Origin of the sequence: Polymorphospora rubra (assembly GCF_018324255.1) — a bacterium.
Lineage (GTDB): Bacteria > Actinomycetota > Actinomycetes > Mycobacteriales > Micromonosporaceae > Polymorphospora > Polymorphospora rubra.
The window spans coordinates 3,364,705-3,388,559 of record NZ_AP023359.1 but is presented as its reverse complement, the minus strand read 5'-3'; the positions used below and the strand labels follow the sequence as shown (position 1 = coordinate 3,388,559).

The 23,855-nt window shown below is 71.1% G+C and carries 23 protein-coding genes and 2 pseudogenes; 13 read left to right on the top strand and 12 right to left on the bottom strand.

Going from position 1 to position 23,855, the window contains the following annotated elements:
• The first annotated feature begins 320 nt into the window (after positions 1-320).
• From Prubr_RS15550 to Prubr_RS15530, 5 genes and pseudogenes are all read left to right on the top strand, one after another.
• A complete protein-coding gene (locus tag Prubr_RS15550) occupies positions 321-491 on the top strand; it encodes a hypothetical protein (RefSeq protein WP_212826086.1) in 171 nt (56 codons plus the stop codon).
• A pseudogene (locus Prubr_RS15545) lies at positions 488-1,521 on the top strand (ECF subfamily RNA polymerase sigma factor, BldN family). Before Prubr_RS15550 ends, Prubr_RS15545 begins: the two are co-directional and overlap by 4 nt.
• Positions 1,522-1,779: 258 nt before the next feature.
• Positions 1,780-2,640: pseudogene (locus Prubr_RS15540) on the top strand (DUF5667 domain-containing protein); the annotation flags it as partial.
• Between the two features lie 298 nt (positions 2,641-2,938).
• Positions 2,939-3,916, top strand: a complete 978-nt coding sequence (locus Prubr_RS15535; RefSeq protein WP_425518021.1) for an HAD family hydrolase — start codon at positions 2,939-2,941, stop codon at positions 3,914-3,916.
• Positions 3,913-5,058: a hypothetical protein gene (locus Prubr_RS15530; protein WP_212826080.1), complete on the top strand. Its 1,146-nt coding sequence runs from the start codon at positions 3,913-3,915 to the stop codon at positions 5,056-5,058. Before Prubr_RS15535 ends, Prubr_RS15530 begins: the two co-directional genes overlap by 4 nt.
• Before the next feature lie 17 nt (positions 5,059-5,075).
• On the opposite strand, the gene Prubr_RS15525 is transcribed toward Prubr_RS15530, so the two are convergent.
• The 6 genes from Prubr_RS15525 to Prubr_RS15500 all read right to left on the bottom strand — a co-directional run bounded on the left by Prubr_RS15525 (position 5,076) and on the right by Prubr_RS15500 (position 10,667).
• Positions 5,076-6,008: a lysophospholipid acyltransferase family protein gene (locus tag Prubr_RS15525; protein WP_212826078.1), complete on the bottom strand. Its 933-nt coding sequence runs from the start codon at positions 6,006-6,008 to the stop codon at positions 5,076-5,078.
• A complete protein-coding gene (locus Prubr_RS15520) occupies positions 6,005-7,135 on the bottom strand; it encodes an NAD-dependent epimerase/dehydratase family protein (protein ID WP_212826076.1) in 1,131 nt (376 codons plus the stop codon). The genes Prubr_RS15525 and Prubr_RS15520 overlap by 4 nt, the downstream gene beginning before the upstream one ends.
• Before the next feature lie 111 nt (positions 7,136-7,246).
• Complete coding sequence (locus Prubr_RS15515) at positions 7,247-7,348, bottom strand: 30S ribosomal protein bS22 (RefSeq protein ID WP_007465623.1); 102 nt, start codon at positions 7,346-7,348, stop codon at positions 7,247-7,249.
• 274 nt (positions 7,349-7,622) lie between these two features.
• On the bottom strand, positions 7,623-7,832 hold the full coding sequence (locus tag Prubr_RS15510) for a helix-turn-helix domain-containing protein (protein WP_212826074.1): 210 nt from the start codon (positions 7,830-7,832) through the stop codon (positions 7,623-7,625).
• 447 nt (positions 7,833-8,279) lie between these two features.
• Positions 8,280-9,671 (bottom strand): basic secretory family protein, encoded by a 1,392-nt coding sequence (locus Prubr_RS15505; RefSeq protein ID WP_246568720.1) that lies wholly within the window; start codon positions 9,669-9,671, stop codon positions 8,280-8,282.
• 75 nt (positions 9,672-9,746) lie between these two features.
• Entirely contained in the window at positions 9,747-10,667 is a 921-nt protein-coding gene (locus tag Prubr_RS15500) for a proline dehydrogenase family protein (RefSeq protein ID WP_212826072.1), read from the bottom strand.
• 94 nt (positions 10,668-10,761) lie between these two features.
• Between Prubr_RS15500 and Prubr_RS15495 the strand changes: the two genes are divergently transcribed.
• From Prubr_RS15495 to Prubr_RS15485, 3 genes are read left to right on the top strand one after another with little or no spacing between them, the layout of a single operon-like run.
• Entirely contained in the window at positions 10,762-11,019 is a 258-nt protein-coding gene (locus Prubr_RS15495) for a hypothetical protein (protein WP_246568718.1), read from the top strand.
• A 2-nt stretch (positions 11,020-11,021) separates the two neighbouring features.
• A complete protein-coding gene (locus Prubr_RS15490) occupies positions 11,022-12,188 on the top strand; it encodes a glutathionylspermidine synthase family protein (protein WP_212826070.1) in 1,167 nt (388 codons plus the stop codon).
• An 18-nt stretch (positions 12,189-12,206) separates the two neighbouring features.
• Positions 12,207-12,758 (top strand): CGNR zinc finger domain-containing protein, encoded by a 552-nt coding sequence (locus Prubr_RS15485; RefSeq protein WP_212826068.1) that lies wholly within the window; start codon positions 12,207-12,209, stop codon positions 12,756-12,758.
• Between the two features lie 4 nt (positions 12,759-12,762).
• Here the strand turns inward: Prubr_RS15485 and Prubr_RS15480 are convergent, their stop codons facing one another.
• Together Prubr_RS15480 and Prubr_RS15475 are read right to left on the bottom strand one after the other, a co-directional pair.
• Entirely contained in the window at positions 12,763-13,587 is an 825-nt protein-coding gene (locus Prubr_RS15480) for a sugar phosphate isomerase/epimerase family protein (protein WP_212826066.1), read from the bottom strand.
• A 72-nt stretch (positions 13,588-13,659) separates the two neighbouring features.
• Positions 13,660-14,604 carry a Ppx/GppA phosphatase family protein gene (locus tag Prubr_RS15475; RefSeq protein ID WP_212826064.1) on the bottom strand — a complete coding sequence of 315 codons (945 nt, stop codon included), beginning with the start codon at positions 14,602-14,604 and terminating at the stop codon, positions 13,660-13,662.
• A 71-nt stretch (positions 14,605-14,675) separates the two neighbouring features.
• Here Prubr_RS15475 and Prubr_RS15470 point away from each other — a divergent pair, with 71 nt between their 5' ends.
• The 3 genes from Prubr_RS15470 to Prubr_RS15460 all read left to right on the top strand — a co-directional run bounded on the left by Prubr_RS15470 (position 14,676) and on the right by Prubr_RS15460 (position 17,255).
• Positions 14,676-15,575: a DUF3109 family protein gene (locus Prubr_RS15470; RefSeq protein WP_246568716.1), complete on the top strand. Its 900-nt coding sequence runs from the start codon at positions 14,676-14,678 to the stop codon at positions 15,573-15,575.
• Positions 15,576-15,844: 269 nt separating this feature from the next.
• A complete protein-coding gene (locus tag Prubr_RS15465; RefSeq protein WP_212826062.1) occupies positions 15,845-16,471 on the top strand; it encodes a hypothetical protein in 627 nt (208 codons plus the stop codon).
• A 214-nt stretch (positions 16,472-16,685) separates the two neighbouring features.
• Entirely contained in the window at positions 16,686-17,255 is a 570-nt protein-coding gene (locus Prubr_RS15460; RefSeq protein WP_212826060.1) for a hypothetical protein, read from the top strand.
• Between the two features lie 39 nt (positions 17,256-17,294).
• Here Prubr_RS15460 and Prubr_RS15455 read toward each other — a convergent pair whose 3' ends face one another.
• The 3 genes from Prubr_RS15455 to Prubr_RS15445 all read right to left on the bottom strand — a co-directional run bounded on the left by Prubr_RS15455 (position 17,295) and on the right by Prubr_RS15445 (position 20,549).
• A complete protein-coding gene (locus Prubr_RS15455) occupies positions 17,295-18,368 on the bottom strand; it encodes a serine hydrolase domain-containing protein (RefSeq protein WP_281425945.1) in 1,074 nt (357 codons plus the stop codon).
• 225 nt (positions 18,369-18,593) lie between these two features.
• Positions 18,594-19,277 (bottom strand): response regulator transcription factor, encoded by a 684-nt coding sequence (locus Prubr_RS15450; RefSeq protein WP_212826056.1) that lies wholly within the window; start codon positions 19,275-19,277, stop codon positions 18,594-18,596.
• A gap of 21 nt (positions 19,278-19,298) precedes the next feature.
• Positions 19,299-20,549, bottom strand: coding sequence for a sensor histidine kinase (locus Prubr_RS15445; RefSeq protein WP_212828080.1), 1,251 nt, complete (start codon positions 20,547-20,549; stop codon positions 19,299-19,301).
• Positions 20,550-20,802: 253 nt separating this feature from the next.
• On the opposite strand from Prubr_RS15445, the gene phoU reads away from it, so the two are divergent.
• Positions 20,803-21,447 (top strand): phosphate signaling complex protein PhoU, encoded by a 645-nt coding sequence (gene phoU, locus Prubr_RS15440; protein WP_212826054.1) that lies wholly within the window; start codon positions 20,803-20,805, stop codon positions 21,445-21,447.
• 79 nt (positions 21,448-21,526) lie between these two features.
• Here phoU and Prubr_RS15435 read toward each other — a convergent pair whose 3' ends face one another.
• Positions 21,527-22,285, bottom strand: coding sequence for a phosphoglyceromutase (locus Prubr_RS15435; RefSeq protein WP_343221652.1), 759 nt, complete (start codon positions 22,283-22,285; stop codon positions 21,527-21,529).
• A 155-nt stretch (positions 22,286-22,440) separates the two neighbouring features.
• On the opposite strand from Prubr_RS15435, the gene Prubr_RS15430 reads away from it, so the two are divergent.
• On the top strand, positions 22,441-23,820 hold the full coding sequence (locus Prubr_RS15430; protein ID WP_212826049.1) for an MDR family MFS transporter: 1,380 nt from the start codon (positions 22,441-22,443) through the stop codon (positions 23,818-23,820).
• The last annotated feature ends 35 nt before the right edge of the window (positions 23,821-23,855 follow it).

Genomic DNA, 23,855 nt, shown 5'->3' with positions numbered 1-23,855 from the left:
CACCCCGACAGGTCCGGACCACCACTCATCCGAGTGATGCCGACGTCACGGACAGCAAATACCAGAAGCAGCGGTGGCACGCCAAACCGCGTGCCACCTACCGGCGTGTCTCCACGTTTGCCCTGCTCACAGGCCTCCGGCAGAAAAGCATCAATTTGTCGACGCCGCACACTTTGTGCGACGAGTTGATCCACCGCCAGTAAATACTTCGGCTCTGCGTAACGGACTCCGCACGCATCGGTGACGTTGGCCCTATCATCACCAGGGTTGACCCACCCGTTTTGCCGTGAGTCGACACCCCTCAGCCTGAGGAGGCCTCAGTGCCCGGTAAAGCACTGCACCAGCACCTCAACGACGTGTGTCGCCCCGGCGACACCGCGACGGGCCACATCGGCCCGAGCGGACACACTTTCGTGCCGGGTGCCGAGTCGCGGTTGCCGTACGGCCCGACGTCCGAACCCGTGTCCGGGTGGGCGGAGGAGAACCGGTGAGCGGATACGTCTACGCCGACGGGCTGGTCAGCCGGGAGGTCCTGGCGGCCCGCAGCGCCCTCAACGAGGGGCTCACCAGACTGCGGCTGGAGATGGGCAGCATGCTGAGCCTCGCCGTACGCGGCGACGGGAGCACCAAACGCACCCGTAACCGACCGCACGCCAACGAGGCACCCGGTCGGCACACGCCGTCGGGCGGCAACTCGAAGGCCGTCGGCGGGCGCGTCGCCGCGCCGGCCCGACCCACCATGCCGGCCCAGCCCGGCCCGGCCGACGCGGGACTGCGCCCCGGCGGCACGGACACCGACACCGCGGTCATCCCGGCCGTGCCGGCGACCGACACCGTGGTCATCCCGGCGGTCTCGGCCACCGACACGGTCGTCATCCCGGCCGTACCGGCCACCGAGAAGTCGGCCGGCAGCGGCGGCCCACCCCGGGCTATCCGAGTCGGCCCGACCCGTCCGACCCGGCCACCGAGGTGTGGAAGCTCGTCGAGCGGGCGCAGGCCGGCGAGGCCGAGGCGTTCGGGCTGATCTACGACCGGTACGTCGACACCGTCTTCCGCTTCGTCTACTTCCGGGTCGGCAACCGTCAACTCGCGGAGGATCTCACCTCCGACACGTTCCTGCGGGCCCTCAAGCGGATCGGCAGCTTCACGTGGCAGGGCCGCGACCTCGGCGCCTGGCTGGTGACGATCGCCCGCAACCTGGTGGCCGACCACTTCAAGTCCGGCCGCTACCGCCTGGAAGTCACTACGGGTGACGTTCTGGATGCCGACCGTGAGGACCGCGGGCCGGAGGGCAGCCCCGAGGCGGCGGTGGTCGACCACATCACCAACGTCGCCCTGCTGACCGCCGTCAAGCAGTTGAACCCGGAACAGCAGGAGTGCATCGTGCTCCGCTTCCTACAGGGTTTCTCCGTTGCGGAGACCGCGAAGGCGATGGGCAAGAACGAAGGCGCCATCAAAGCTCTGCAATATCGCGCCGTACGCGCCCTGGCCCGGCTGCTGCCCGACGGGTTCCAACCGTGACCGACCGGTCCGGGTCCACGGAGGACCGGGTGACGTCGCTCACGCATCGTAGTTATTCTTCGGCTCGACCCGTAACCGCCCGACCCCGTCGGGCGTTTGTCCGGGTGCGACCGGTGGTGACCCTCGCATCCCCTCACAAGGGGCGGGCCGGGCACGGCATCCGGTGACGGCTGTGCTGGTCCGGGCCGGAACCGTGGTCGCACCGGTCGGCGACGGGGCCGATCTCCTAGCCGTGACCAGCGAAGGGAGGTGCCCGCGGTGAATACGACCGTGTTCCACCGCCGGCGCGCCGAGCGCTTCGCGCAACTGCTCGAAGAAGCAAACGGCGGCCGTCGCCAGCACGTCCGGTCGACCGACGACCGTGATCTCGCCGAGTTGGTCGCCATCGGCCACCGACTACCGAGCGCCACCCCGGCCGCCGAGGTCGATCCCGACTTCCGCAGCGGGCTACGGGCGATGCTCGTCGCGACCGCGGAACGCGAGGGCATCGGGGCGACCGCGGCCCCGGAACCGGCCGAACCGGCCCGCGCCCGGTGGCGGCTGTTCCGACCCGCGCTCAACGGCCGGCGGGCCCGCACCAGGGGCGCCATCGTCATCGGCGTCGCCGTCGGCGCCGTCGCGGTCTCCGGCATCTCGGCCGCCAGTGTGGACGCTCTGCCCGGCGACGCCCTCTACGGCATGAAGAGGTCGACCGAACGGGCCCAGCTGGCACTGACCGGCTCCGACCTCAGCCGTGGCCAACTCTTCCTCGACTTCGCCCGCACCCGGCTCACCGAAGCCGGCGCCGTACGCGGCGACAACGCCGGCTTCGCCGCGGTGCTCGACGACATGGACGCCGACACCCGCGAGGGCGTCAAACTGCTGACCACCGCGTCGACCGGGCGCACCGGCGCCACCGCGCTCGACGCGATCACCACCTTCGTCGAGAGCCAGCGGGGCGGCGTCACCGGAATGCTCGACGGGCGACCGGCGGGTGACCGGGAACGCGCCACCGCGTCGCTGGCCCTGCTCGACTCCGTCGAGGCGCGTACCGACCGGCTACGGGCCGCCCTGGCCTGTGGCGCCGCACCCACCGGCAGCGACGCCCTCGGGCCACTGCCCGGCACCTGCGCCGCGTCGACGCCCGGGCCGGGCCCCGCCGCGAGCGAGGCCGGTACGGCCAACCGGGGCGGACCGGCACCAACGACCAGCCGATCCGTGGACACCACACCCACCGTCGAGGCCAACCCGTCCACGACGCCCAGCGGCAGCCCGGCCCCCGCCCCGAGCACCTCCCCGTCGGACACGCCCAGCCCGACGCCGACCGACAACGGCGACGGCGGTCTGCTGGGTGGGCTGGGCCGGCTGCTCGACGGCATCCTCAACTGATCGATCCCGCATGATTCCGGGCTCCGACCTGCGCCATGGTCGGAGCCCCGTGCGTTGTCAGGCCGGCCGGATACCCTCGCTGAGGTCAGGCATTCCGGTACCGACGGCGCAAGGAGGTCCGCGCGTGGCCCGCATCCGTCCCGCCCGCAGAGGCCGCGCCCCGGTTTCCCGTACGGTCAGCACGGACGCGGAGGGCCACACCACCGGTTGGGCCACCACCGGTCTCGGGACCGGCGTCGCCGACCGACCCGACCCCGCCGCCGCCGCGTTCTTCGACATCGACAACACGATGATGCAGGGCGCCTCCATCTACTGGTTCGCCCGCGGGCTGGCCGCCCGCAGATACTTCACCACCGGCGACCTGGCCCGCTTCGCCTGGCAGCAGATGCGGTTCCGGGTGCTCGCCACCGAGCACGCCGGGGACATGTCGCAGGCCCGGGAGGCGGCACTCGCCTTCGTCGAGGGCTGGCGCGTCGAGGACATCGAGCGTCTCACCGAGGAGATCTTCGACGAGTTGATGGCGCCCCGGATCTGGGCCGGGAGCCGGGCACTCGCGGCGGCCCACCTGGCCGCCGGACAGCGGGTATGGCTGGTCAGCGCGGCACCGGTCGAGATCGGTCGGGTCATCGCCCGCCGTCTCGGACTCACCGGCGCGATCGGCACCGTCGCCGAGATCCACGACGGCGCATACACCGGACGGCTCGCCGGTGAACTCATGCACGGCCCGGCCAAGGCCGACGCGGTCAGCCAACTCGCGGCCGTCGAAGGGCTCGAACTGAGCCGCTGTACCGCCTACAGCGACTCGGCCAACGACATCCCGATGCTGTCGGCGGTCGGAAACGGGGTCGCCGTCAACCCGGACAGCGCGCTGCGGGTGGAGGCCCGGACCCGTGGCTGGGAGATCCACGACTTCCGCACCGGACGTCGGGCCGCGCGGATCGCGATCCCGTCCACGGTCGCGGCCGGCCTCGTGATCGGAGCGGTCACGGCCGGTCGCGCCGTACACCGCCGCTGGCGCGACCGGTGACCCGCAGCGCCCTTCCGGAGTCGGCCGCCGCGCCGTCCACCGCCCGCCGGCCCCGTCGGCTGCGGGACACGGTCGGCCTGGTCACCGCGCTGGGCGCGGCCGGACTGCTGCTCGCCCTGCCGGCGGTCGACGCCGGGCCACCGGCCGGTGCGGCCCCGACCGTCGAGTCACGCTGGCCGGCCGCGGAACGCGCCGACTTCCCCGCCGCCCTGCCCGACGGGTCCGCCTACAGCCCGGTGCACTATCTCGACGTACGGGCCACGCTGGGCACGGCGCCGACCCCGGACGGGACCGCGCTGCGCCTGCTCGCCCGGTCCGCCGACGGGGCGATACGCGAACTGCGCCGGCTGCCGATGGACCTGATCCCGCAGTTCACCGGCTTCACCGTGGCCGACGGCCAGGTGGCCTGGGCCGAGACCGTCGCCGACGACGACGGCCTGGGCCGCACCGAGATGTGGACGGCCGGCGTCGCGGCGACGGCACCGGCCCGCCGGGTGACGACCGACAGCGGGGACGTCGTCTTCTTCAACTCCCAGTACGACATGGTGCTCGACGCCGGCGTACTGCACTGGGCGGCGGTCGCACCGGGCGCCGAGGCCGCCACCGAACTGCGCTCCGTACCGCTCTCCGGGGGTCCGGTCCAGGTCCGTACCGAACCCGGCACCTGGGCGATGTCCGCCCGGCCGTGGCTGGTCAGCGCGGGCAGCGGCCAGAACGGTCCGGTACGGCTGCACGACCTCGCCGCCCGGCAGGTGCTCGAGGTGGAAGCGACCGCCGACGAGGTGGTCACCTGCAGCCCGGCATGGTGCCGGATGCTCGTCCTGCCCGGTGCCGAGCCGGCCCGGATCGACCTGGTCCGTCCCGACGGGTCCGACCGCCGGCAGGTTGCCGGCGGAATGACCGCCGCCGCCGTCATCGACGTCGCGTTGCTCGACCGGTTCGAGGTGTTGTCGCTGGCCGGGGCCCCCGACGTGGCCGTCGCCAGCCAGCGCCTGATGCTCTACGACGAGCGCGACCGGCAGACCGTGGTGGTGGCCGAGGGCGTCGGCATGGTGCAGTGCCGTGACGGGGTGCTGTGGTGGTCGACCGGCGACAACGAGACGGCGACCTGGCACTCGCTCGACCTGCGCACCCTCACCTGACGAACCGGCGTACCCGATCAGCGGCCGAACGGGTCGGGACGACGCTCGAGCAGCTCGTGCAGGGTCTGCTGGATCGTCTCGCGCACCTGGTCGGCGAGGTTGAACACGACCAGGGGGTCGTCGGCGTGGTCGACCAGGTGCTCGGTCGGGATCGGCGGGCAGAACTCGATCAGCCACTTGCTGGGCAGCGGCACGATGCCCAGCGGCCCCAGCCACGGAAAGGTCGGCGTGACCGGGAAGTACGGCAGCTTGAGCAGCCGGGCCAGCGGCTTGATGTCGGCCAGCATCGGATAGATCTCCTCGGCGCCGACGATGGCGGCCGGGATGATCGGCGTACCGGTGCGGAGCGCCGCCGAGACGAAGCCGCCGCGGCCGAACCGCTGGAGCTTGTAGCGGTCGGCGTAGAGCTTGCCGACGCCTTTGAAGCCTTCCGGGAAGACGCCGACGAGTTCGCCGGTGCCGAGCAGCCGCTCGGCGTCGGGATTGCAGGCGACCGTGCTGCCGGCCTTGCGGGCCAGCTCCGACAGCACCGGCATGCGGAAGACCAGGTCGGCGCCGAGCAGCCGCAGGTGGCGGTGTTCGGGGTGCTTGTCGTGCAGCGCGGCGGCGAGCATCAGCGCGTCCAGCGCCAGGGTGCCCGAGTGGTTGCCGACGACCAGCCCGGCGCCCTTGAGCGGCAGGTTGTCGATGCCGAAGACCTCGGTACGGAACCAGTCGCGGTAGAGCACCCGCAGCACCGGGTGGAACACCTGGTCGGCCAGTTCGGCGTCGAAGCCGAACTCGTCGACCTCGTACTGGCCGGACAGGCGGCGCCGCAGGAAGGCGAGGCCGGCGGCAACCCGGTGGTCCCAGATGTCGTGCGGCTCGTCGGTGACCGCCGGGTCGACCGGCGGCGGTACGTGGCCGTTCCGCGCCGCCCGTTCGGCGGCGGTCGACTGTTCGCTGGTCATGCCTGCTCCTCGCCGGCCGCTTTAGCCGCCGGCCGGTCGGTCACGCCGGTGGGCGCCCGGTCACCCAGCACCTCGGTGCGCACCTGACGGATCCCGTCGAGGATCGCCTGCTCGGCGATGGCGAGTTGGGCGGGAGTGACCACGGTGCCGCCGGCGTGTCCGACGATGAAATCCTCGAACGCCTCGGCGGTCGAGCGGGGTGTGAAGTCGTACTCCCGGATCAGCCGGCTGGTGTCGACGACCCGGCCGTGCACGAACAGGTCGAGCTGGTCCAGGCCGTAGCGGCCGAAACCCATCAGCCGGGCGACGCTGGCCGCGCCGGACAGCCCCGGTTCGACGATCGGTACGGCGACCCGCCCGGCGCGCCGGATCGCCTGGGACAGGGCGAGCACGCCCGGTCCGGCGACGTTGAACGTGCCCGGGTGCGTCTCGACCACCGACCGGTGCAGCACCTCGAGCGCGTCGTCGAAGTGCACGAACTGCAGCCGCGGGTCGCGGCCGAGCACGGTCGGCACCAGCGGCTGGGCGAAGTAGCGGGTCAGCGTGGTGTCGGCGGTCGAGCCGATGAACGGCGCGAAGCGCAGCACGGTCGCCGTGACGTCGGAACGCCGCCGCCGGAACCCGCGTACGTAACCCTCGATGTCGAGGATGTCGCGGGCGAACCCGCCCCGGGGCACCTGGCGCGGCTCGGTGTCCTCGGTGAAGACCGCCGGATCGCGGAACGACGCGCCGTACGCGGCCGTGGACGACCGTACGACGATCTTGCGCAGGCGCGCGGCGCGTTGGCAGGCGGCGAGCAGTTGCATCGTGCCGATGACGTTCTGCTCTTTCATGCCGGGCCGACCGCCGTGCTGCGGGTCGGGCGCCGTCACCAGGGAGAGGTGCACGACCGCCTCGGCGTCGAGGTCGGCGATGATGCTGCCCACCGTGCCGGCGTCGGCGCGGACGTGTTCGACCGAGCCGGTGGCCGGCAGGACGCCCGGCGCGGGGTCGTGGACGTCGAGCCCGACGACCCGCCCGATCCGGGGATCGTCGGCGAGCCGGGCCGCGACGTGGGCGCCGAGATACCGGCTGGTGCCGGTGACGACGACGACCTTCGGGGCACCGGTGGACGGGTCGGCGGTCACGGTGCCATCCCGACCGGTTGGCACGGGTCGGGAGGACACCGCCGCGACCTCTCCATCCGGGCCTCCGAAGGTCGACCGATCAACGCGGGCCGGGCCGGAGCCCGGCCGCGGTCACTTGCCGAGGCGGCGACGCTGGACGCGGGTCTTGCGCAGCAGCTTGCGGTGCTTCTTCTTAGCCATGCGCTTGCGGCGCTTCTTGACCACCGAGCCCATACGACAGCCCTTCCAAAAAACGTGCGGGTCGGTCCGGACGTCACGGGGACGTGATGCCGGCATCCGAACTGGACAGCGAACCGGACCCGTCCTGTGGGTGGCACGGCCGCCCGGGCGTGCTCCGCGTGCGGAGCCGTCCGGATGCGCTCCGCGCATGCCTGCACCTGACTGGGGTCACGGTCGCGGTCCAGGGTAGCCCGCACGGCTGTGCAGGGCCAACGCGGCCCCATGGACAGCGGTCGCGGCGTGGCCGCCGAACCCCCGGCACACGCCGCTACGCCGACTCCCGGAAGGCGCCGCGGAGGTACTCGTGCACCGCGTGCTCGGGCACCCGGAACGACCGGCCCACCCGTACGGCGGCCAGCTCGCCGGAGTGCACCAGCCGGTAGACCGTCATCTTGGAGACCCGCATGAGCGTCGCCACCTCGGCGACGGTCAGAAACCTGACCTCCGGCAGCCGGCCCTCCTGTGGTGATCCCGCCATGGCTCACCAACCCATCCATCCCCGGCACGCGCCGCGCGGTGGGATCCTTCCGCGCCGCGACGACACGCGCGTGTTACCAGTACGGTAGCGGGGCGACTGTGACAGCGGGCGCCATTCGCCCATTTCGCCCAGGTCAGTCAAGTCGCCACGCCGGCCGACCGTCCGGCCGCCCCACAATCACCCGTCAGGGCAGCAGCGGACCCGTTCGGGCAGCCTTTGCGAAGCCCGGAAACCGGCGTCCGACAGGACCGCCCGGAGGATGCGGCGCCCGGCGGCTCCGGCGGCGCCACCGAAGCCACCGGACGGGTGTCCCGAGCCGCTTCCGGACGCGGCCGGGACTCCGCGCTGGGAGCGGGATCCACTATCTCAGGCCGGACCGCCCGGCTCACAGCCGCCGGGCCGGATGATCGGCGAAACAGTCGCGCCGCGGGCCGGACCGCTACCCGGTCAGCCGACCACGCCGCGGATGTAGGCCACACAGGCGTCGTGCAGACCGGCCCACGGTGCCCCCAGAACCTCCGCCGAGGCGTCCTCCACGGACCGCCGGTCGATCACCACCGCCCGGTAGAAGGCGAGCGTCCGCTCCTCGCCGAACCGGTCCACAAGGTGCCGTACGGCCAGGTAGCCGATCCCGTACCGGGCGCTGACCTCCCAGGCGTCGGCCGACGCGCGCGGCTCGGTTTCCGCCAGCTGCCCGGTCCACGATCCCTGCGCCACCAGCCGCCGGACGTCCTCCAGGCTGCTGTAGCGGCTCACCGGACGGCCGGCGGCCGCGGCGTAGTCGGCGAGCCCCTCGACCAGCCACCACTGGCTGCCGTCGGAGTGCCCCTCGCCGGGGAGCGACGCGACGTGGGTCAACTCGTGCCGCAGCAGGTCGTCGAGCACGCTGCTGTGCAGGTCCTTGGCGTTGAGCACGACCTCGTAGTGGTCACCGCCGACCGGCACGACGTACCCGGCCGTCCACTCCGGACGTCCGCCGCCGTACCAGCGGTTCCACTCCGGCTCGCCGGCATAGAAGATCCGGTACCGGTCCGGCGGGTTGCCGCCGACGGCGAAGCGGTCGGCGACGGCGGCCGCCCGCTCCGACTCGCTGAGCAGTTCGGGAAGCCGGGACCGCTGGTCGGGGGTGGTCGCCACGATGGTCCGCGCGCCGACCTGCACGACGAGTTCGCTGACCTCCCACGGGCGGGGACCGGCGGGTGTCGCCTGGGTCGGCTCGATCGCCACCAGGACCGGGCGCCCGTCCGCGTCGGCCCAGCGGGTACTCAGATCGGCCGGCCCGGTCCGGCACTGCGGTACGACGAAGCAGTGCTCGACCGTGACCGGCACCCGCCACTCGACCCGGCCGTCCTCCTCCAGCCGCATCGGCAGGCTGGTCACGGTGGGACGCCAGGTGGTCACCTGCATCGCGCGCAGGGCCGCGTACCGGCGTTTCAGGTCGGCGACCAGTGGTGCGGCGTCCTGGTCGGCCACCGCGAGCCAGCCCGCCTCGTCGCCGCGCAGCAGCGCTCCGGCCTGCTGGTCGAGCAGCGCGCCGATCCGCTGCCGCAGCCACGCCTGCGTCGTCGCGAGCGGGTCGCCGGGGCGCGGACTCGGTGCCGGGCCGGTGGCCGCGGCGGACGGGTCCGCGCCGGCCGGCAACCGGTCCAGCACCTGTACGCCGAGTACGACCGTCGCGGAGCAGAGCACCACGGTGAGAACCAGGCCGAGCCCCGCCCACAGTGGCCACCGGCGGCGCGGCGCCGGGGCGTGCGGCGGCACGGGACCGGGCGGTGGACCTCCCGCCCAGACCGGATGGCCACCCGTCGGGCCCGGCGGCGCGCTCTCCCCGTCGATCACGGCCGGACGGTACGGTCAGCCACCCGGGAGCGGGATCGGCCGTTCAGCCGAGGCCGGATCGACGCCACGCCGCCGCTACTTCTTCGACACCAGCGCGCGGGCGAAGAACGCCATGTTGGCCGGGCGTTCGGCGAGCCGGCGCATCAGGTAGCCGTACCACTCGTCGCCGTACGGCACGTAGACGCGGACCGTGTAGCCGTCGGCGCTCAGCCGCGCCTGCTCCTCGGGCCGGATGCCGTAGAGAAGCTGGAACTCGAACGTGTCGGGCGAACGGTCGAACCAGCGGGCCCGGTCCTCGGCGATCGCGATCAGCCGCGGGTCGTGGGTGGCGAGCATCGGGTAGCCCTCACCGGACATCAGGATGTTCATGCACCGCACATAGGACTTGTCGACGTCGTTCGCCGCCTGGTAGGCGACCGACTCCGGCTCCCGGTAGGCACCCTTGCACAGCCGTACCCGGGATCCGGCCGACGCCAGCTCGCGGCAGTCCGACTCGGTACGGCGCAGGTAGGCCTGGAGCACCGCACCGGTCGTCGGGAAGTCCGCGCGCAGCTGGGCGAGGATCTCCAGCGTGGAGTCGGTGGTGGTGTGGTCCTCCATGTCCAGCGTCACCGTCGTACCGGCCTCGCTCGCGGCGGCGCAGATCGCCCGGGCGTTGTCGTAGGCGAACTTCTCGTCGAACTTCTGCCCGATGGCCGAGAGCTTGAGACTCACCTCCGCCGCCGGGGTCAGTTCGCCCGCCGACAGGGCCGCCAGCAGGGCCAGGTACTCGTCGCGTACGGCGACGGCCTGCTCTGCGGTGACGGTGTCCTCGCCGAGATGGTCGAGAGTCACCGACAGCCCGTTCGTGACCAGTTCCTGGGTGGCACGAAGGGCGTCGTCAGTTGCGGTGCCGGCGACGAACCGGCGGACGACATCCCGAGTGAACGGTGCCGTCTCGACGAGCCGCTCCACCCGGGATGACCGGGAGGCGGCGAGGATGACCGAACGGAGCATGACGGCAGCGTAGCGCCCGCCACCGCAGGTGGCTGCCGCGACCAGGCAGGATAGCCGATCGGGGCGACTTGCGTCGATGCGTTACAACTGACGCGTGCACAAGACACCCCGCCGCCGACTGCGGTCGGCCAGCGTCCAGCTGGGGGCGCTGACCGCGCTCGCGCTGACGTTGACCGCCTGCGACTCAGACGATGACGACGACTGCGCGATGGGCCCGGTCGGTGGCGGCGGCGCGGTGGCGATGGCGTTGCAGAACCCGGTGTCGAAGACCGTCGGCAGCGAGCAGCGGGGCACCGCGGCCGTGCCGGAGCGCGGCGGGTTCGGCACCCATCTCGCCTCCTGCGGCGGCTGACGGTGCGCCGGGAGGCGTCGACCCCCCGGCCGGACTGGGACACGACCGTACGCGCCCAGGGCCTGGTCTACATCGACACCGAGCTGCCCGACGGCGGTCTGATGTCGTACTGGGACGAGACAGCCTGTTACCGGCTGGAACTCGACGAGGTGCTGCGGCTGGAGGAGGCGACGGACGAACTGCACCGGATGGCGGTGGCCGCCGCGCAGCACGTCGTCGACCGCCGGCGATTCGCCGAGTTCGGCATCCCGGACTGGGCGGCCGACGCGGTCGCCCGGTCGCTCCGGGAGCGGCCGCCGACCCTGTACGGCCGGTTCGATCTCTGGTACGACGGCTCGTGGCCGCCGAAGCTGCTGGAGTACAACGCCGACACGCCCACCGCGCTGGTCGAGGCGGCGATCACCCAGTGGTACTGGCTGGAGGACACCCGCGCCGCGCACGACCAGTGGAACGGCATCCACGAGGCGCTGGTCGGGGCATGGCGGCGGATCGGCGCCGACCTGCACGACCCGCTGCTACACGTCGCCTGGTCCGACGAGGAGGAGACCGGCGAGGACCACATGACGGCCGGCTACCTGGCCGAGACGGCGCACCAGGCCGGGCTGCTGACCGAACTGATCCCGATGCGGGAGATCGGCTGGGACGGGCGGCGCTTCCGCGACGCCGCCGACACCCCGGTCACCACCTGCTTCAAGCTCTATCCGTGGGAGTGGATGCTGGCCGAGCCGTACGGCCCGCTGGCCCTCGCCCCGGGCACCCCGACGACCTGGATCGAGCCGGCGTGGAAGCTCCTGCTCTCCAACAAGGCGCTGTTGGCGGTGCTGTGGGAGCTCTACCCCGGGCATCCCTACCTGCTGCCCGCCTACCTCGACTCGCCGCGCGGGATGACCGAGTACGTGGTCAAGCCGCTGCTCGGGCGGGAGGGCGCCTCGGTACGGATCGTCACGCCGGCCGAGGAGATCACCAATCCGGGCATCTACGGCGACGAGGGCTGGTGCTACCAGGAGTTCCGCGCCCTGCCGTCGTTCGACGGCAACCGGTTGGTGCTGGGAAGCTGGGTCGTAGGGGGCGAATCGGCCGGAGCCGGACTACGGGAGAGCACCAGCCTCATCACCGACGGCTACGCGCGGTTCCTGCCCCACTACGTGTCCGCGCCGAAGGGTGCGTGAGTCGTCTACGGTTGTCGAGTGAATTTCGACGCGTACGCCAGGACCGCGGTTGACCTCGTCAACACGTCGCTGGACGGCGTAGACGACCTGAGATCGCTGTTCACCGACGAGAACGTGTGGATGCGCGACGAGGTGGCCGAGCGCGACGTGGCCATCTTCCGGCGCGCCCAGAAGCGGCTACGGGACGTGTTCGAGTACGGCACCACAGGGCGGGACAGCGAGGCGGTCGTCGAACTCAACGCCCTGCTCGAGGCGTTCCCGGTGCAGCCGCGCATCTCCGGTCACGACTCCAGCGACTGGCACATGCACGCCAGCAGTCGCGGCGCCTCGGTGAGCGCGGAATACCTGGCCGGCGCGGTCTGGGGCCTTTCGGTGTGGTTGTGCGAATACGGCAGCGCACGGTTCGGGGTCTGCGCCGACGACCGGTGCGGCAACGTCTACCTGGACACGTCGTCGAACTGCTGCCGCCGGTTCTGCTCCGAGCGGTGCGCGACGCGGTCGCACGTCGCCGCGCACCGGGCCCGCAAGCGGGCCGCGGTCGAGGAGAAGCAGCTCAGTCCGGTGAGCTGACCGGTCACGCGTCGACCCGGGTCGCCGGCGTGGACGGGTTCGCGCTGGCCAGGTGCTGCCGGGCGAACTCGAGCGAGGCACGCAGGTCGTCCTCGCGGATCGCCCTGCTCTTCGCCCCCCGGGTCGCCACCTCGACGGCGACGGATCCGGTGAAGCCCCGCCCGGCCAGCGACGCCAGCAGTGGACCGCACGGCTGGTTGCCCCGGCCGGGCACAAGGTGCTCGTCCCGGCCCTCGCCGGTGCCGTCGCCGAGGTGGACGTGGGCGAGGTTGGGCCCCATCGCGTCGGCCATCCGCAGCGCGTCGGTGTGTGACGCGGCGCAGTGCGACAGGTCGAGGGTGTAGGAGTCGTAACCGGTGTCGGTCGGGTCCCAGCCGGGCTGGTAGGGGACGAACTCCCGGCCGGCCATCCGCACCGGGTACATGTTCTCGACGGCGAACCGGACGTCGGGGTGCTTGCTGACCAGGCGGTTCAGGCCGGCGGTGAACGTCCGGGCGTACTCGCGCTGCCAGGTGAACGGCGGGTGCACGACGACGGTCGGCGCCCCGAGGGTCTCGGCGAGCACGGCCGCCCGGCGCAGCCGCTCCCACGGGTCGGGGCTCCACACCCGCTGGGTGACCAGCAGGCACGGGGCGTGCACCGAGAGGACGGGCACCCCGTAGTGGGCGGCCAGGCCGCGCAGGGCTCCGGCGTCCTGGCTGACCGCGTCGGTCCAGACCATCACCTCGACGCCGTCGTAGCCGAGCGACGCGGCCATCTCGAACGCCGCGGCGGTCGGCTCGGGAAACACCGAGGAGCTGGACAGGAGTACGGGAACGCGGGAGGTCACGATTGTCAGGGTAGCTCCATGACGCGCGTCAGCCACGGACAAGGAGCCGCAAATCGGCCTTAACCTACCGCCTCACGCCGTCCCGAGATGGTCGAGATGGCGGAGGATCACACCCTCGCGCAGCGCCCACGGGCAGATGTCCAGGACCTCGACACCCAGCCGGCGCATGGCGGCCTCCGCCACCACCGCCCCGGCCAGCAACTGGTGCGCCCGGCTCGCACTCACGCCCTCCAGTTCGGACAGTTTGCCGGGCGGAATGTGCTGGATGAAGCCGATCACCTGCCGCAGCCCGGTCAGTGACAGCCGGCGCGGCGCCCACAGCCCGACCGCCGAGGGAGCCGCCCCGGTCAGCCTGGCCAGGGTGCGGAAGGTCTTGGAGGTGGCGACCGGCCGCTCCCAGCCGACCCCGCCGAGCCGGGCCACGACCGGGTCCAGCGCCGAGTCGACGTACTCCCGGAGATCTTCGACGACCCGGACCGGCGGCGGCGCGGCGGTGTCGGGATCGACCTTGAGCCACTCGCGGGTCAGCCGACCGGCGCCCAGTGGCAGCGACATCGCCTGGTCCGGGTCCTCGTCGATGCCGGCCGCCAACTCCAGCGACCCGCCGCCGATGTCGAGCACCAGCAGCCGCCCCGCCGACCAGCCGAACCAGCGCCGTACGGCGAGGAACGTCATTCGGGCCTCGTCGGCGCCGGAGAGCACCCGCAGGTCGACGCCGGTCTCCTGGCGTACCCGGTCGAGGACCGCCACCGAGTTGGTGGCGTCGCGGACCGCGGACGTGGCGAAGGCGAGCAGGTCGTGGGCGCCCAACCGGAGCGCGGCGGCGCGCGCGTCGGCGGTGGCGGCGACCAGCGCGTCCTCGCCGGCGCGGGTGAGCGCCCCGTCGGCACCGATCTGCTCGGCCAGCCGCAGCACGGCCTTCTCCGAGTACGCCGGCCACGGATGCGCACCCCGGTGCGCGTCCACGACCAGCAGATGCACGGTGTTGGATCCGACGTCGAGCACACCCAGTCGCATGGACAAGACACTAGGCCCCGGATCCGCGGTGCCGGCCGGTCGGCCGGCCACACCGGGCGTACGCTGGCCGGATGGCAAGCCGAAAACTGCTGCGTGTCCTGGTCGACGAACCCGCTGACCCCCGCAGCCTGGAGGTCGAACTCGACTTCCCCCGGGAGTGGGTGGAGTTCTTCGACCCCGCCGATCCCAAGCACCTCGTGCGGGCCGACCTGACCTGGTTGCTGTCCCGCTGGACCTGCGTGTTCGGCAAGGCCTGTCACGGCATCATCGCCGGTCGGGAGGCGGACGGCTGCTGTTCGCACGGCGCGTTCTTCACCGACTCCGACGACGAGAAACGGGTCCGGAAAGCCGCAAAGCGGCTTACTCCGCAGACTTGGCAGCATTATCGGCGTGGGTTCGAGAAGTACACCGAGATGGACACCGTCGACGGCGAGAACCCGGCCCGGCGCACCGCCACCCAGGACGACGAGGGTCCGTGCGTCTTCCTCAACGACGCCGACTTTCCCGGCGGCGGCGGTTGCGCGCTGCACGCCCAGGCGCTGCGCGACGGCGCCCATCCGCTGGAGTACAAGCCGGACGTGTGCTGGCAGTTGCCGGTCCGCCGGGACCAGGACTGGACCAAGCGACCGGACGGATCCCGGGTGCTGGTGTCGACGCTGACCGAGTTCGACCGGCGGGGCTGGGGCGCGGGCGGCCACGACCTGGACTGGTGGTGCACGTCGTCGCCGGAGGCGCACGTGGGCACCGAGCCGATGTACGTCTCCTACCAGCCTGAACTGACCGCGTTGATCGGGTCGGCGGCGTACTCGAAGCTGGCCGAACTGTGTGCGGCCCGACTGGCGCGCGGGATGGTGGCACCACATCCGGCATCGCCCGACCACGAAGCCTCCCCGACGGCGGACATGCGCGGTTCGAGCGAGCCCGGTTCGGGGCTGGGCGAGGAAGAGCCTGCCGCGTCGCGCTCCGCCTGAATCGCTCATCGGGCGGGCCGCCAAGAAGAAACTTCAACATCGACATTCGCCAACTCCGTCACTTGCGAATTGCTTCATGGATCGCAACAGGTCTGTAAACCTGTCTTGCTAATCCCGAATCTGAAAACCAAACACACCTTGCTTGACATCGATAGGCATTGATTCTAATCTTTGTTTATCTGCACAAGGGCAACTCGGCCCAGCAGAGAAAGCGGGGAGAAATGCCGAAAGAGCACCAAAGCAGGGCCACGCGATCAGCAAGGCGCGCATTGACCGTCTTCATCGCCACAAGCGTCGCCCTCCTGACTGCATTTGCAGCATCGCCGGCCGCCCAGGCTTCCCCCGGCATCGCAGACAGAGGGTCGGCGACCACCTCCAAGGGCTTGGAAGTCGCCGGCTTCGACGCGGAGGTCGCAGCCAAGAACGGATATGCGATCGTCACCCTGCCGGACGGGTCCCGCACATCCGTCCGAAAGGAACTGGCCGAGAGTGTGAGTAAGGGAGTGACGGCACCCACCGGCGCCATACTTCCCCCTGACGGCGACTACGGCACTCTCGGATACGACGCCGAGGACGGCACCTGTGGGCTCTCCTGGGTCAGACTCCTCGCAATGGGGAGCGGAAACGCCGACCTGGGAACCGGCTTTACGGTGCGACTCGACTGGCCCGGAATCTGGGACATCAACTGGCGGGTCAACATTACCGACGCGGGCGGCAGCAGCCAGCAGACGGGCTATGGGGCGCCGAGCGGAACCTGGACGTGGAGCTCGACGCGAATCCTGCACCTGACTCCCAGCCTGGCCACCGCCGGCATCCCGTTCTACTCGTACGTCCTCCTCCAGGACGGCACGATCTGCTACTCGCTCGGCCCCTCGACCACTGAATACATAACCTGACAGTGAATGTGGCGGCGTTTCGGACCCCTCGGCGAGGGACCCGGAGCGCCGCCATTCGGCCACCCGGAGTGCTCCCGTTGACCGAGCGACCATCGGACGAGCGACTCAACCCTCAAGATCTTCAATAACCAAGGCCGATGAGTGGTAGACTCCTCCGACGTACGGTCCGATTACTGGCAGTACATCCGATTGCCAGCAGGGCAAAGGAGCGACGGTGACCCTTCCCGAAAAGCTCAATCCACAGCAGTTTCAGGCTCGCGCCGACGAACAGATCGAGCGCATTCGGGCCACCGCCCACGAACTTCCCCTTTACGGGCTAGCCAACTGGACCGGCAGCCGAATGGTCAGCAACTGGATGGTGTGGAACGACGTGCTCGAGATGGCGGGACTCGGCTTCGGTGCTTTCCCTGGCTCAGGGCCGAGGATCGAGGTGATGGTCAGCAAGCAGGACGGAGCGAACGCCACACTCGACCGGCGCCGGGAAATCCGCCACGAGTTGGAGCCGCCGCGTACCGAGGACATCTTCAACCGGATCGAGCGGGAGCTTCAGGCGGAGACGCCCGGAGAGGCAGTCATCGCCGTCGAGGGCGAACCGCAACACTTCTCTGTATGGCAGCACGCGGGCGGATGGATTGCGGACACCCTCTGCAGCGGGCACCGCATCACCTTGAAGGCGCACGGTGTCGATCCTGCTTCGGTCGAACTGTGCCGGGTCCATGACATCGAGCCCTATCTGGACGGACGCCGGACGTTCCTGGCCGACAACGGTCCCAGCGCGGCTTGACCCACATTTCCGAACTGGGCCGGCACTCCCGCGGCGTCGTCACCCCGTGACGCGACCCGGCGCCAGGTCTGCGGCAGCAGGGACCTCGGGGCCGAACACCTCCGCGATGCCGGCGAGCAGTTCATGGGTGCGGGTTCGGGCGCCGGTCAGGTCGGTGACGGAGACCGTGAGCTGACGGTACGCCTGGGCGGTGTGGAACGAGAACGTGTAATAGCCGAAGGTGCCGCCGTCCTTGCCCCAGACCGCCGCCCCGTTCGGAAGCGTCACCCGGGCGATACCCAGGCCACCGCCGACGGTCGGCGCGGTCGTGGGCACCACGGTCTGCATGAGCCGCATCTCGGCCGGGCGAAGCAACTCCCCGGTCAGCAGCGCCCGGAAGAAGCGGTTGAGATCGCCCGCCGTCGAGACCATCCCGCCCGCGGCCCCGGCATGGGACGCGTCGTACGCGGCGACATCGAGCGGTCGGCCGCCGATCACGAGGTAGCCGTGGGCGTGCGGTTCGGGAAGGACGTCGGCGGCGCCCGGGACCAGGGTCCGACGTATGCCGAGTGGTCGCAGCACACGGCGCTCGACTTCCGTGTCGTAGGTGGCGCCGGTGACCTTCGCGATGACCATGCCGAGCAGGATGTAGCTGGTGTTGCAGTACGCCCGCGACGTTCCGGGCGCGAATCGGGGCGCATGCCTGGTGGCCCGGGCCACTATCTCCTGCGGGGTCCACCGCCGGAACCGGTCCCGGGCGACCTCGGCGAGGTCGAGATCGTCGGTGTAGTTGTGCAATCCGCTGGTGAAGTCGAGCAACTGTCGCAGGGTGATGCCGTCGCCGTCGGGAACCAGCCCGGGAAGCCACCGCTCGACGGGATCGTCCAGTCTGATCCGCCGCTCTCCGACGAGTTGGAGGATGACCGTCGCCGTGAACGTCTTGGTCACACTCCCGATGCGGAACCAGCCGCCGGCATCGACGGGAAGAGTGCCACGCAGTTCGGCAGAGCCACTGGAGCCGTGCCAGACCCGGTCCCCGACCCGGAACTCCGCCAACGCCCCACGCCGCCGACGGCGACCAACCTGTCCAGCATCTGCTGAAGACGGCGATGGTCCGTGTCGGCAGGTCCTGATACCGCTCGCATCGGAACTCCCCTACGACGGGATCACAGGTCGTACGGGGTGTCCTTTACAGGAGATGGAGTTGCACCGCGCACCGTCCGTCTCCGGCGGGGACGACGTCCAATTCTACCTGGACCAATGTCACCCACCCGCCCGTCGTGGGCGCTTGTCGATCTGAGCGACAGTGACCTTATCCGGGCCCGGAAAGGTATCTGACGCTCAGATCAGCGTCGCCGGTCACGGCTCGAACTTGTAGCCCAGGCCCCGGACGGTGACGATGTAGCGGGGTGCGGACGGCTCCGGCTCGACCTTGGAGCGCAGCCGCTTGACGTGCACGTCGAGGGTCTTGGTGTCGCCGACGTAGTCGGCCCCCCACACCCGGTCGATCAGCTGGCCGCGGGTGAGCACCCGACCCGCGTTGCGCAGCAGCAGCTCCAGCAGCTCGAACTCCTTGAGCGGCAGCTGCACGGCCGCGCCGTCGACGGTCACCACGTGGCGCTCGATGTCCATCCGGACCGGACCGGCGGACAGCGTGGGGGTCGCCACGTCGGTGGTCTCCGGGCTGTGCCGGCGCAGTACGGCCCGGACCCGGGCGACGAGTTCACGCGGCGAGTACGGCTTGGTGACGTAGTCGTCGGCGCCGATCTCCAGTCCGACGACCTTGTCGATCTCGCTGTCCCGGGCGGTGACCATGATGATCGGCACGTGCGACCGCTGCCGCAGTTGGCGGCACACCTCGGTGCCGGACATCTCAGGCAGCATCAGGTCGAGCAGCACGATGTCGGCACCGGTGCGGTCGAATTCGGTCAGCGCGGTCGGGCCGGTCGCCGCGACCGACACCTCGAATCCCTCTTTGCGCAGCATGTAGGACAGGGCGTCGGAGAACGACTCCTCGTCCTCGACCACGAGTACGCGGGCCACGGGACTTTCCTTTCCTGGTCGTCAGGCCTGCCGGAGCTCGGCCGGACCGTTGTCGATCTCAAGCGATGGTGGTAGCGGGAGGACCGCGTCGGGCGGGCTCGACGGTAGCCGGAGCGTGAACGTCGAGCCTCCTCCCAGAGTGCTCGCCACGTCGACCCGCCCACCATGGTTGCTCGCGATGTGCTTCACGATGGCCAGCCCGAGGCCGGTGCCGCCGGTGGCGCGGGAGCGGGCCTGGTCGGCCCGGTAGAACCGCTCGAAGATCCGTTCGACCTCGTGCGGGGCGATGCCGACCCCCTGGTCACTGACGGCCATCTCCACGTAGCCGTCGGACTGGCTGATGGTGATGGTGACCCGGGTCTGCTCCCCGGAGTAGGCGATGGCGTTCTCGACCAGGTTCGACAGCGCCGTCGCGACCTGGGTGTCGCTTCCGTAGACGGTGAGCCGGCGGTCGCCCTCGACCGCCACCTCGATCTGCCGGGCCGCGGCGGCCGTCCGGGTCCGGTCGACCACTTCGGCGACCACCCATTCGAGCGCGACCGGCTCGGGCGCGGGCAGCGGCTCGGCACCCTGGAGGCGGGTGAGTTCGAGCAGCTCGTTGACAAGCCGGCCGAGCCGGGTCGACTCGTGGTGGATCCGCTCGGCGAACCGGCGGGCAGCGGCGACGTCCTCGGCGATGCCGTGGGCGTCGGCGGACTCGGCGGCCTCGGTGGCGTCCAGCAGCGCCTCGGAGAGCAGCTGGAGGGCGCCGATCGGGGTCTTCAGCTCGTGGCTGACGTTGGCGACGAAGTCCCGCCGTACCCGGCTGACCCGGTGCGCCTCGGTGACGTCGGAGGCTTCGACGGCGACGTAGTTGGCGCCGAGGCCAACCGCGCGCAGGTGTACGCCGAGCGGCTCCTGGGCGCCTTCGCGCCCCCGGGGCAGGTCGAGTTCGACCTCGCGCCGTACGCCGGTACGGCGTACCTGGCCGGCGAGGGTACGGATGATCGGGTGGACGGCGACGGTGCCCTGTGTCGGTCCGACCCGCAGCAGTCCCATCGCCCGGGCGGCCGGGTTGATCAGGACCGGTACGTCGTCGACGTCGAGCACGACCACGCCGACCCGCAGCGAATCGAGACTCTTGCGGCCGAGCCCGGTCAGCGCGGCCTGCTGGTCGGTGCCGATCTGAGCCCTCCCCAGGGTCGACTGGCCCGGTCGGCCGGGCCGGCGGGGAGTCCGGTGGCGTTTCCAGGCACGTTGGATAATCGGTAGAACGGTGAGCCCGGCCACCATGCCGGCCACCGCTGCGCCGGCAATACTGGCCACGACCGCCCAATCCACGAGGCGATCGTAGGGTCACTGTTAACCTTTTGACCTCGCATAACGGGACGAATCACAGCCACTTCGGAGAATATTCACTGTCCCGCCCGGCGTCGTTCACCGCTGTTCACTCCGTCGCCGCCGCGTTCACCTACGGTTGGCCCGGCCCACCCGACTGCCGCCACGCACATCCGCGCGGCCGGCCCCGACGCACAGGGACGTGATCATGCGCGAGGAGTTCCGCGCCGACCTGCACACCGTCAGCCAGCTGCTGGTGGACATGGCAGAGGCCGTACGCGCCGCCATGCGTAACGCCACCCGGGCACTGCTCGCGGCCGACCGGGCCGCGGCGGAGGCGGTGATCGCCCGGGACGCCGAGATCGACAGCCTCTACTCGCAGGTCGAGGCCCGGGTCTCCGACCTGCTCGCCCGGCAGGCGCCGGTAGCCACCGACCTGCGTACGGTCGTCACCGCACTGCACGTGGCCGCGGACCTGGAGCGGATGGGCGACCTCGCGGACCACGTGGCGAAGACGGCGCTGCGCCGGCACCCGTCGCCGGCCGTTCCCGCCGAGCTGCGGCCGATCTTCGTGTCGATGGCCGAGGTCGCCGACGGGATCGCCAACAAGATCGCCAACGTGCTGTCGAAGCCCGACGCCGACCGGGCCGTCGAGCTGGAGCGCGACGACGACGTCATGGACCAGCTGCACCGCAACCTCTTCAGCACGCTGCTCGACGACGCGTGGCCGTACGGCGTCGAGACCGCGATCGACGGCGCGCTGCTCGGCCGGTTCTACGAGCGGTACGCCGACCACGCGGTGAACGCCGGCCGCCACGTGCACTACCTGGTCACCGGGGAGCACCCGTACTGATCCGGGTCGACCACCTACGACCCGGTACATAGAGCGGCGGGCGGTGCCGATCGGCACCGCCCGCCGTCGTTCCGGGCGTTCAGCGACCCTGGTTCGCCACCGCCGCGGCAGCCTCCTTGGCCGCCTCCGGGTCGAGGTAGCTGCCGCCCGTGGTGATCGGACGCAGCTGCGGGTCGAGGTCGTAGCGCAGCGGGATACCGGTCGGGATGTTGAGCTTGGCGATCGCCTCGTCGGAGATCCCGTCCAGATGCTTCACCAGCCCGCGCAGCGAGTTGCCGTGCGCCGCGACCAGCACCGTGCGGCCGGCGAGCAGGTCCGGCACGATCGAGTCGTACCAGTACGGCAGCATCCGCTCCACCACGTCCTTGAGGCACTCGGTGCGCGGCGCCAGCTCGGGCGGCAGAGCGAAGTAGCGCGGGTCGTCGGTCTGCGACCACTCGCTGTCCGCCTCGATCGGCGGCGGTGGGGTGTCGTAGGAGCGCCGCCAGATGGTGAACTGCTCCTCGCCGTACGCCTCCAGGGTCTCCTTCTTGTTCTTGCCCTGGAGCGCGCCGTAGTGCCGTTCGTTGAGCCGCCACGAGCGACGCACCGCGATCCAGTGCCGGTCGGCGGCGTGCAGCGCCAGCTCGGCGGTGCGGATGGCACGGCGCAGCACGCTGGTGTGCACCACGTCGGGCAGCAGGTCATGATCGCGCAGCAGCTCGCCGCCGCGCCGGGCCTCGGCCTCACCCTTGGCGTTCAGGTCGACGTCGACCCAACCGGTGAAGAGGTTCTTGGCGTTCCACTCGCTCTCGCCGTGCCGCAGCAGCACCAACGTCCCCACAGTCATGAATCTCATCCTGCCGTAGCCGTGGTGGCCCGGTAGCACGACCCGGTGGTGACGACCACCACGTGGAAATCCCGCTGACCCGGAACATTGGTCCACACTAGGTTGCGTAAGGGACTGTCAGGGACACGGTCATTACGACGCGGATACGGGATCGGGGCGGCGGCGTGCGGAGCGTTCGAGGTTGGTTACGGGACACGGCCGGCGGTCTCCCCCGGGCCTTCTGGTACCTGTGGGCGGGCACGCTGATCAACCGCCTCGGCTCCTTCGTCCTGATCTTCCTGGCGGTCTACCTCACCAGCGAGCGCGGCTTCTCCGAACTGCAGGCCGGCCTCGTACTCGGCCTCTGGGGCGCCGGCGGCACGGTCGGCACCCTCGCGGGCGGCACCCTCGCCGACCGTTGGGGACGCCGCCCGACCCTGCTCACCGCGCACCTCGGCGCCGCGACGATGATGCTGGGGCTCGGCCTGGCCCGCGACCTGTGGGCGGTCGCCGTCGGCGCGCTCCTGCTCGGCATGTTCGCCGAGGCGGCCCGGCCGGCCTTCTCCGCGATGATGGTCGACGTGGTGCCGGAGCGGGACCGGCTACGGGCCTTCTCGCTCAACTACTGGGCCCTCAACCTCGGCTTCGCCTGTGCCGCGATCCTGGCCGGCTTCGCCGCCCAGGCCGACTACCTGCTGCTCTTCCTCGTCAACGCGGCCACCACGACGGTGACCGCGGTGATCATCTTCCGCAAGGTCCGGGAGTCGGCGCCGGCCCGGACCACCGTGAAACTCACCGGTACGCCGGCACCGGCCGGCGGGCTGCGGACCGCGCTGACCGACCGGGTGTTCCTCGTCTTCGTCGTCCTGAACCTGCTGTTGGCGCTGATCTTCATGCAGCACATCTCGATGCTGCCGATCGCGATGGGCCAGGACGGACTGTCGCCGGCGACGTACGGGTCGGTGATCGCGCTCAACGGCGTGCTGATCGTGGTCGGGCAACTCTTCGTACCGCGCCTGATCAGGGGCCGTAGCCGGTCGCACGTACTCGCCCTGGCCGCCCTGATCACCGGCATCGGATTCGGGCTCACCGCGTTCGCCGAGGTCGCCTGGTTCTACGCCCTCACCGTGCTGATCTGGACCCTCGGCGAGATGCTCCAGTCACCGTCCAACTCCACGCTGATCGCCGAGCTGTCGCCCAGCACGCTGCGGGGCAGGTACGCGGGCGTCTTCTCGCTGTCCTGGTCGCTGGCGTCGTTCGCCGCGCCGATCGCCGGTGGCTGGGTGCAGCAGACTCTCGGCAACTCGGTGCTGTGGCTCGGCTGCGGCGCGCTGGCCGGCTTCGTCGCCGTCGCCCAGCTGCTCTCCGGACCGGCCCGGGAACGGCGGGCCGCGGCCCTGCGCGCGGCGGCCGCACCGGCCCCGGTCGACGCCGGTCCGAAGCCGGTCGAGGCGGACGCGACCTCCGAACCCGCCGGGGAGCCGCTGGTGGCACCGCTGCCGCCGGTCGAGGCCAGCGGGGCGGCGGTCGCCCCGACCGAGAAGGGCGTCACGACGACCGGGTGACGAGCGACACGCTGGCGCGCCGGGTCACCACTTCC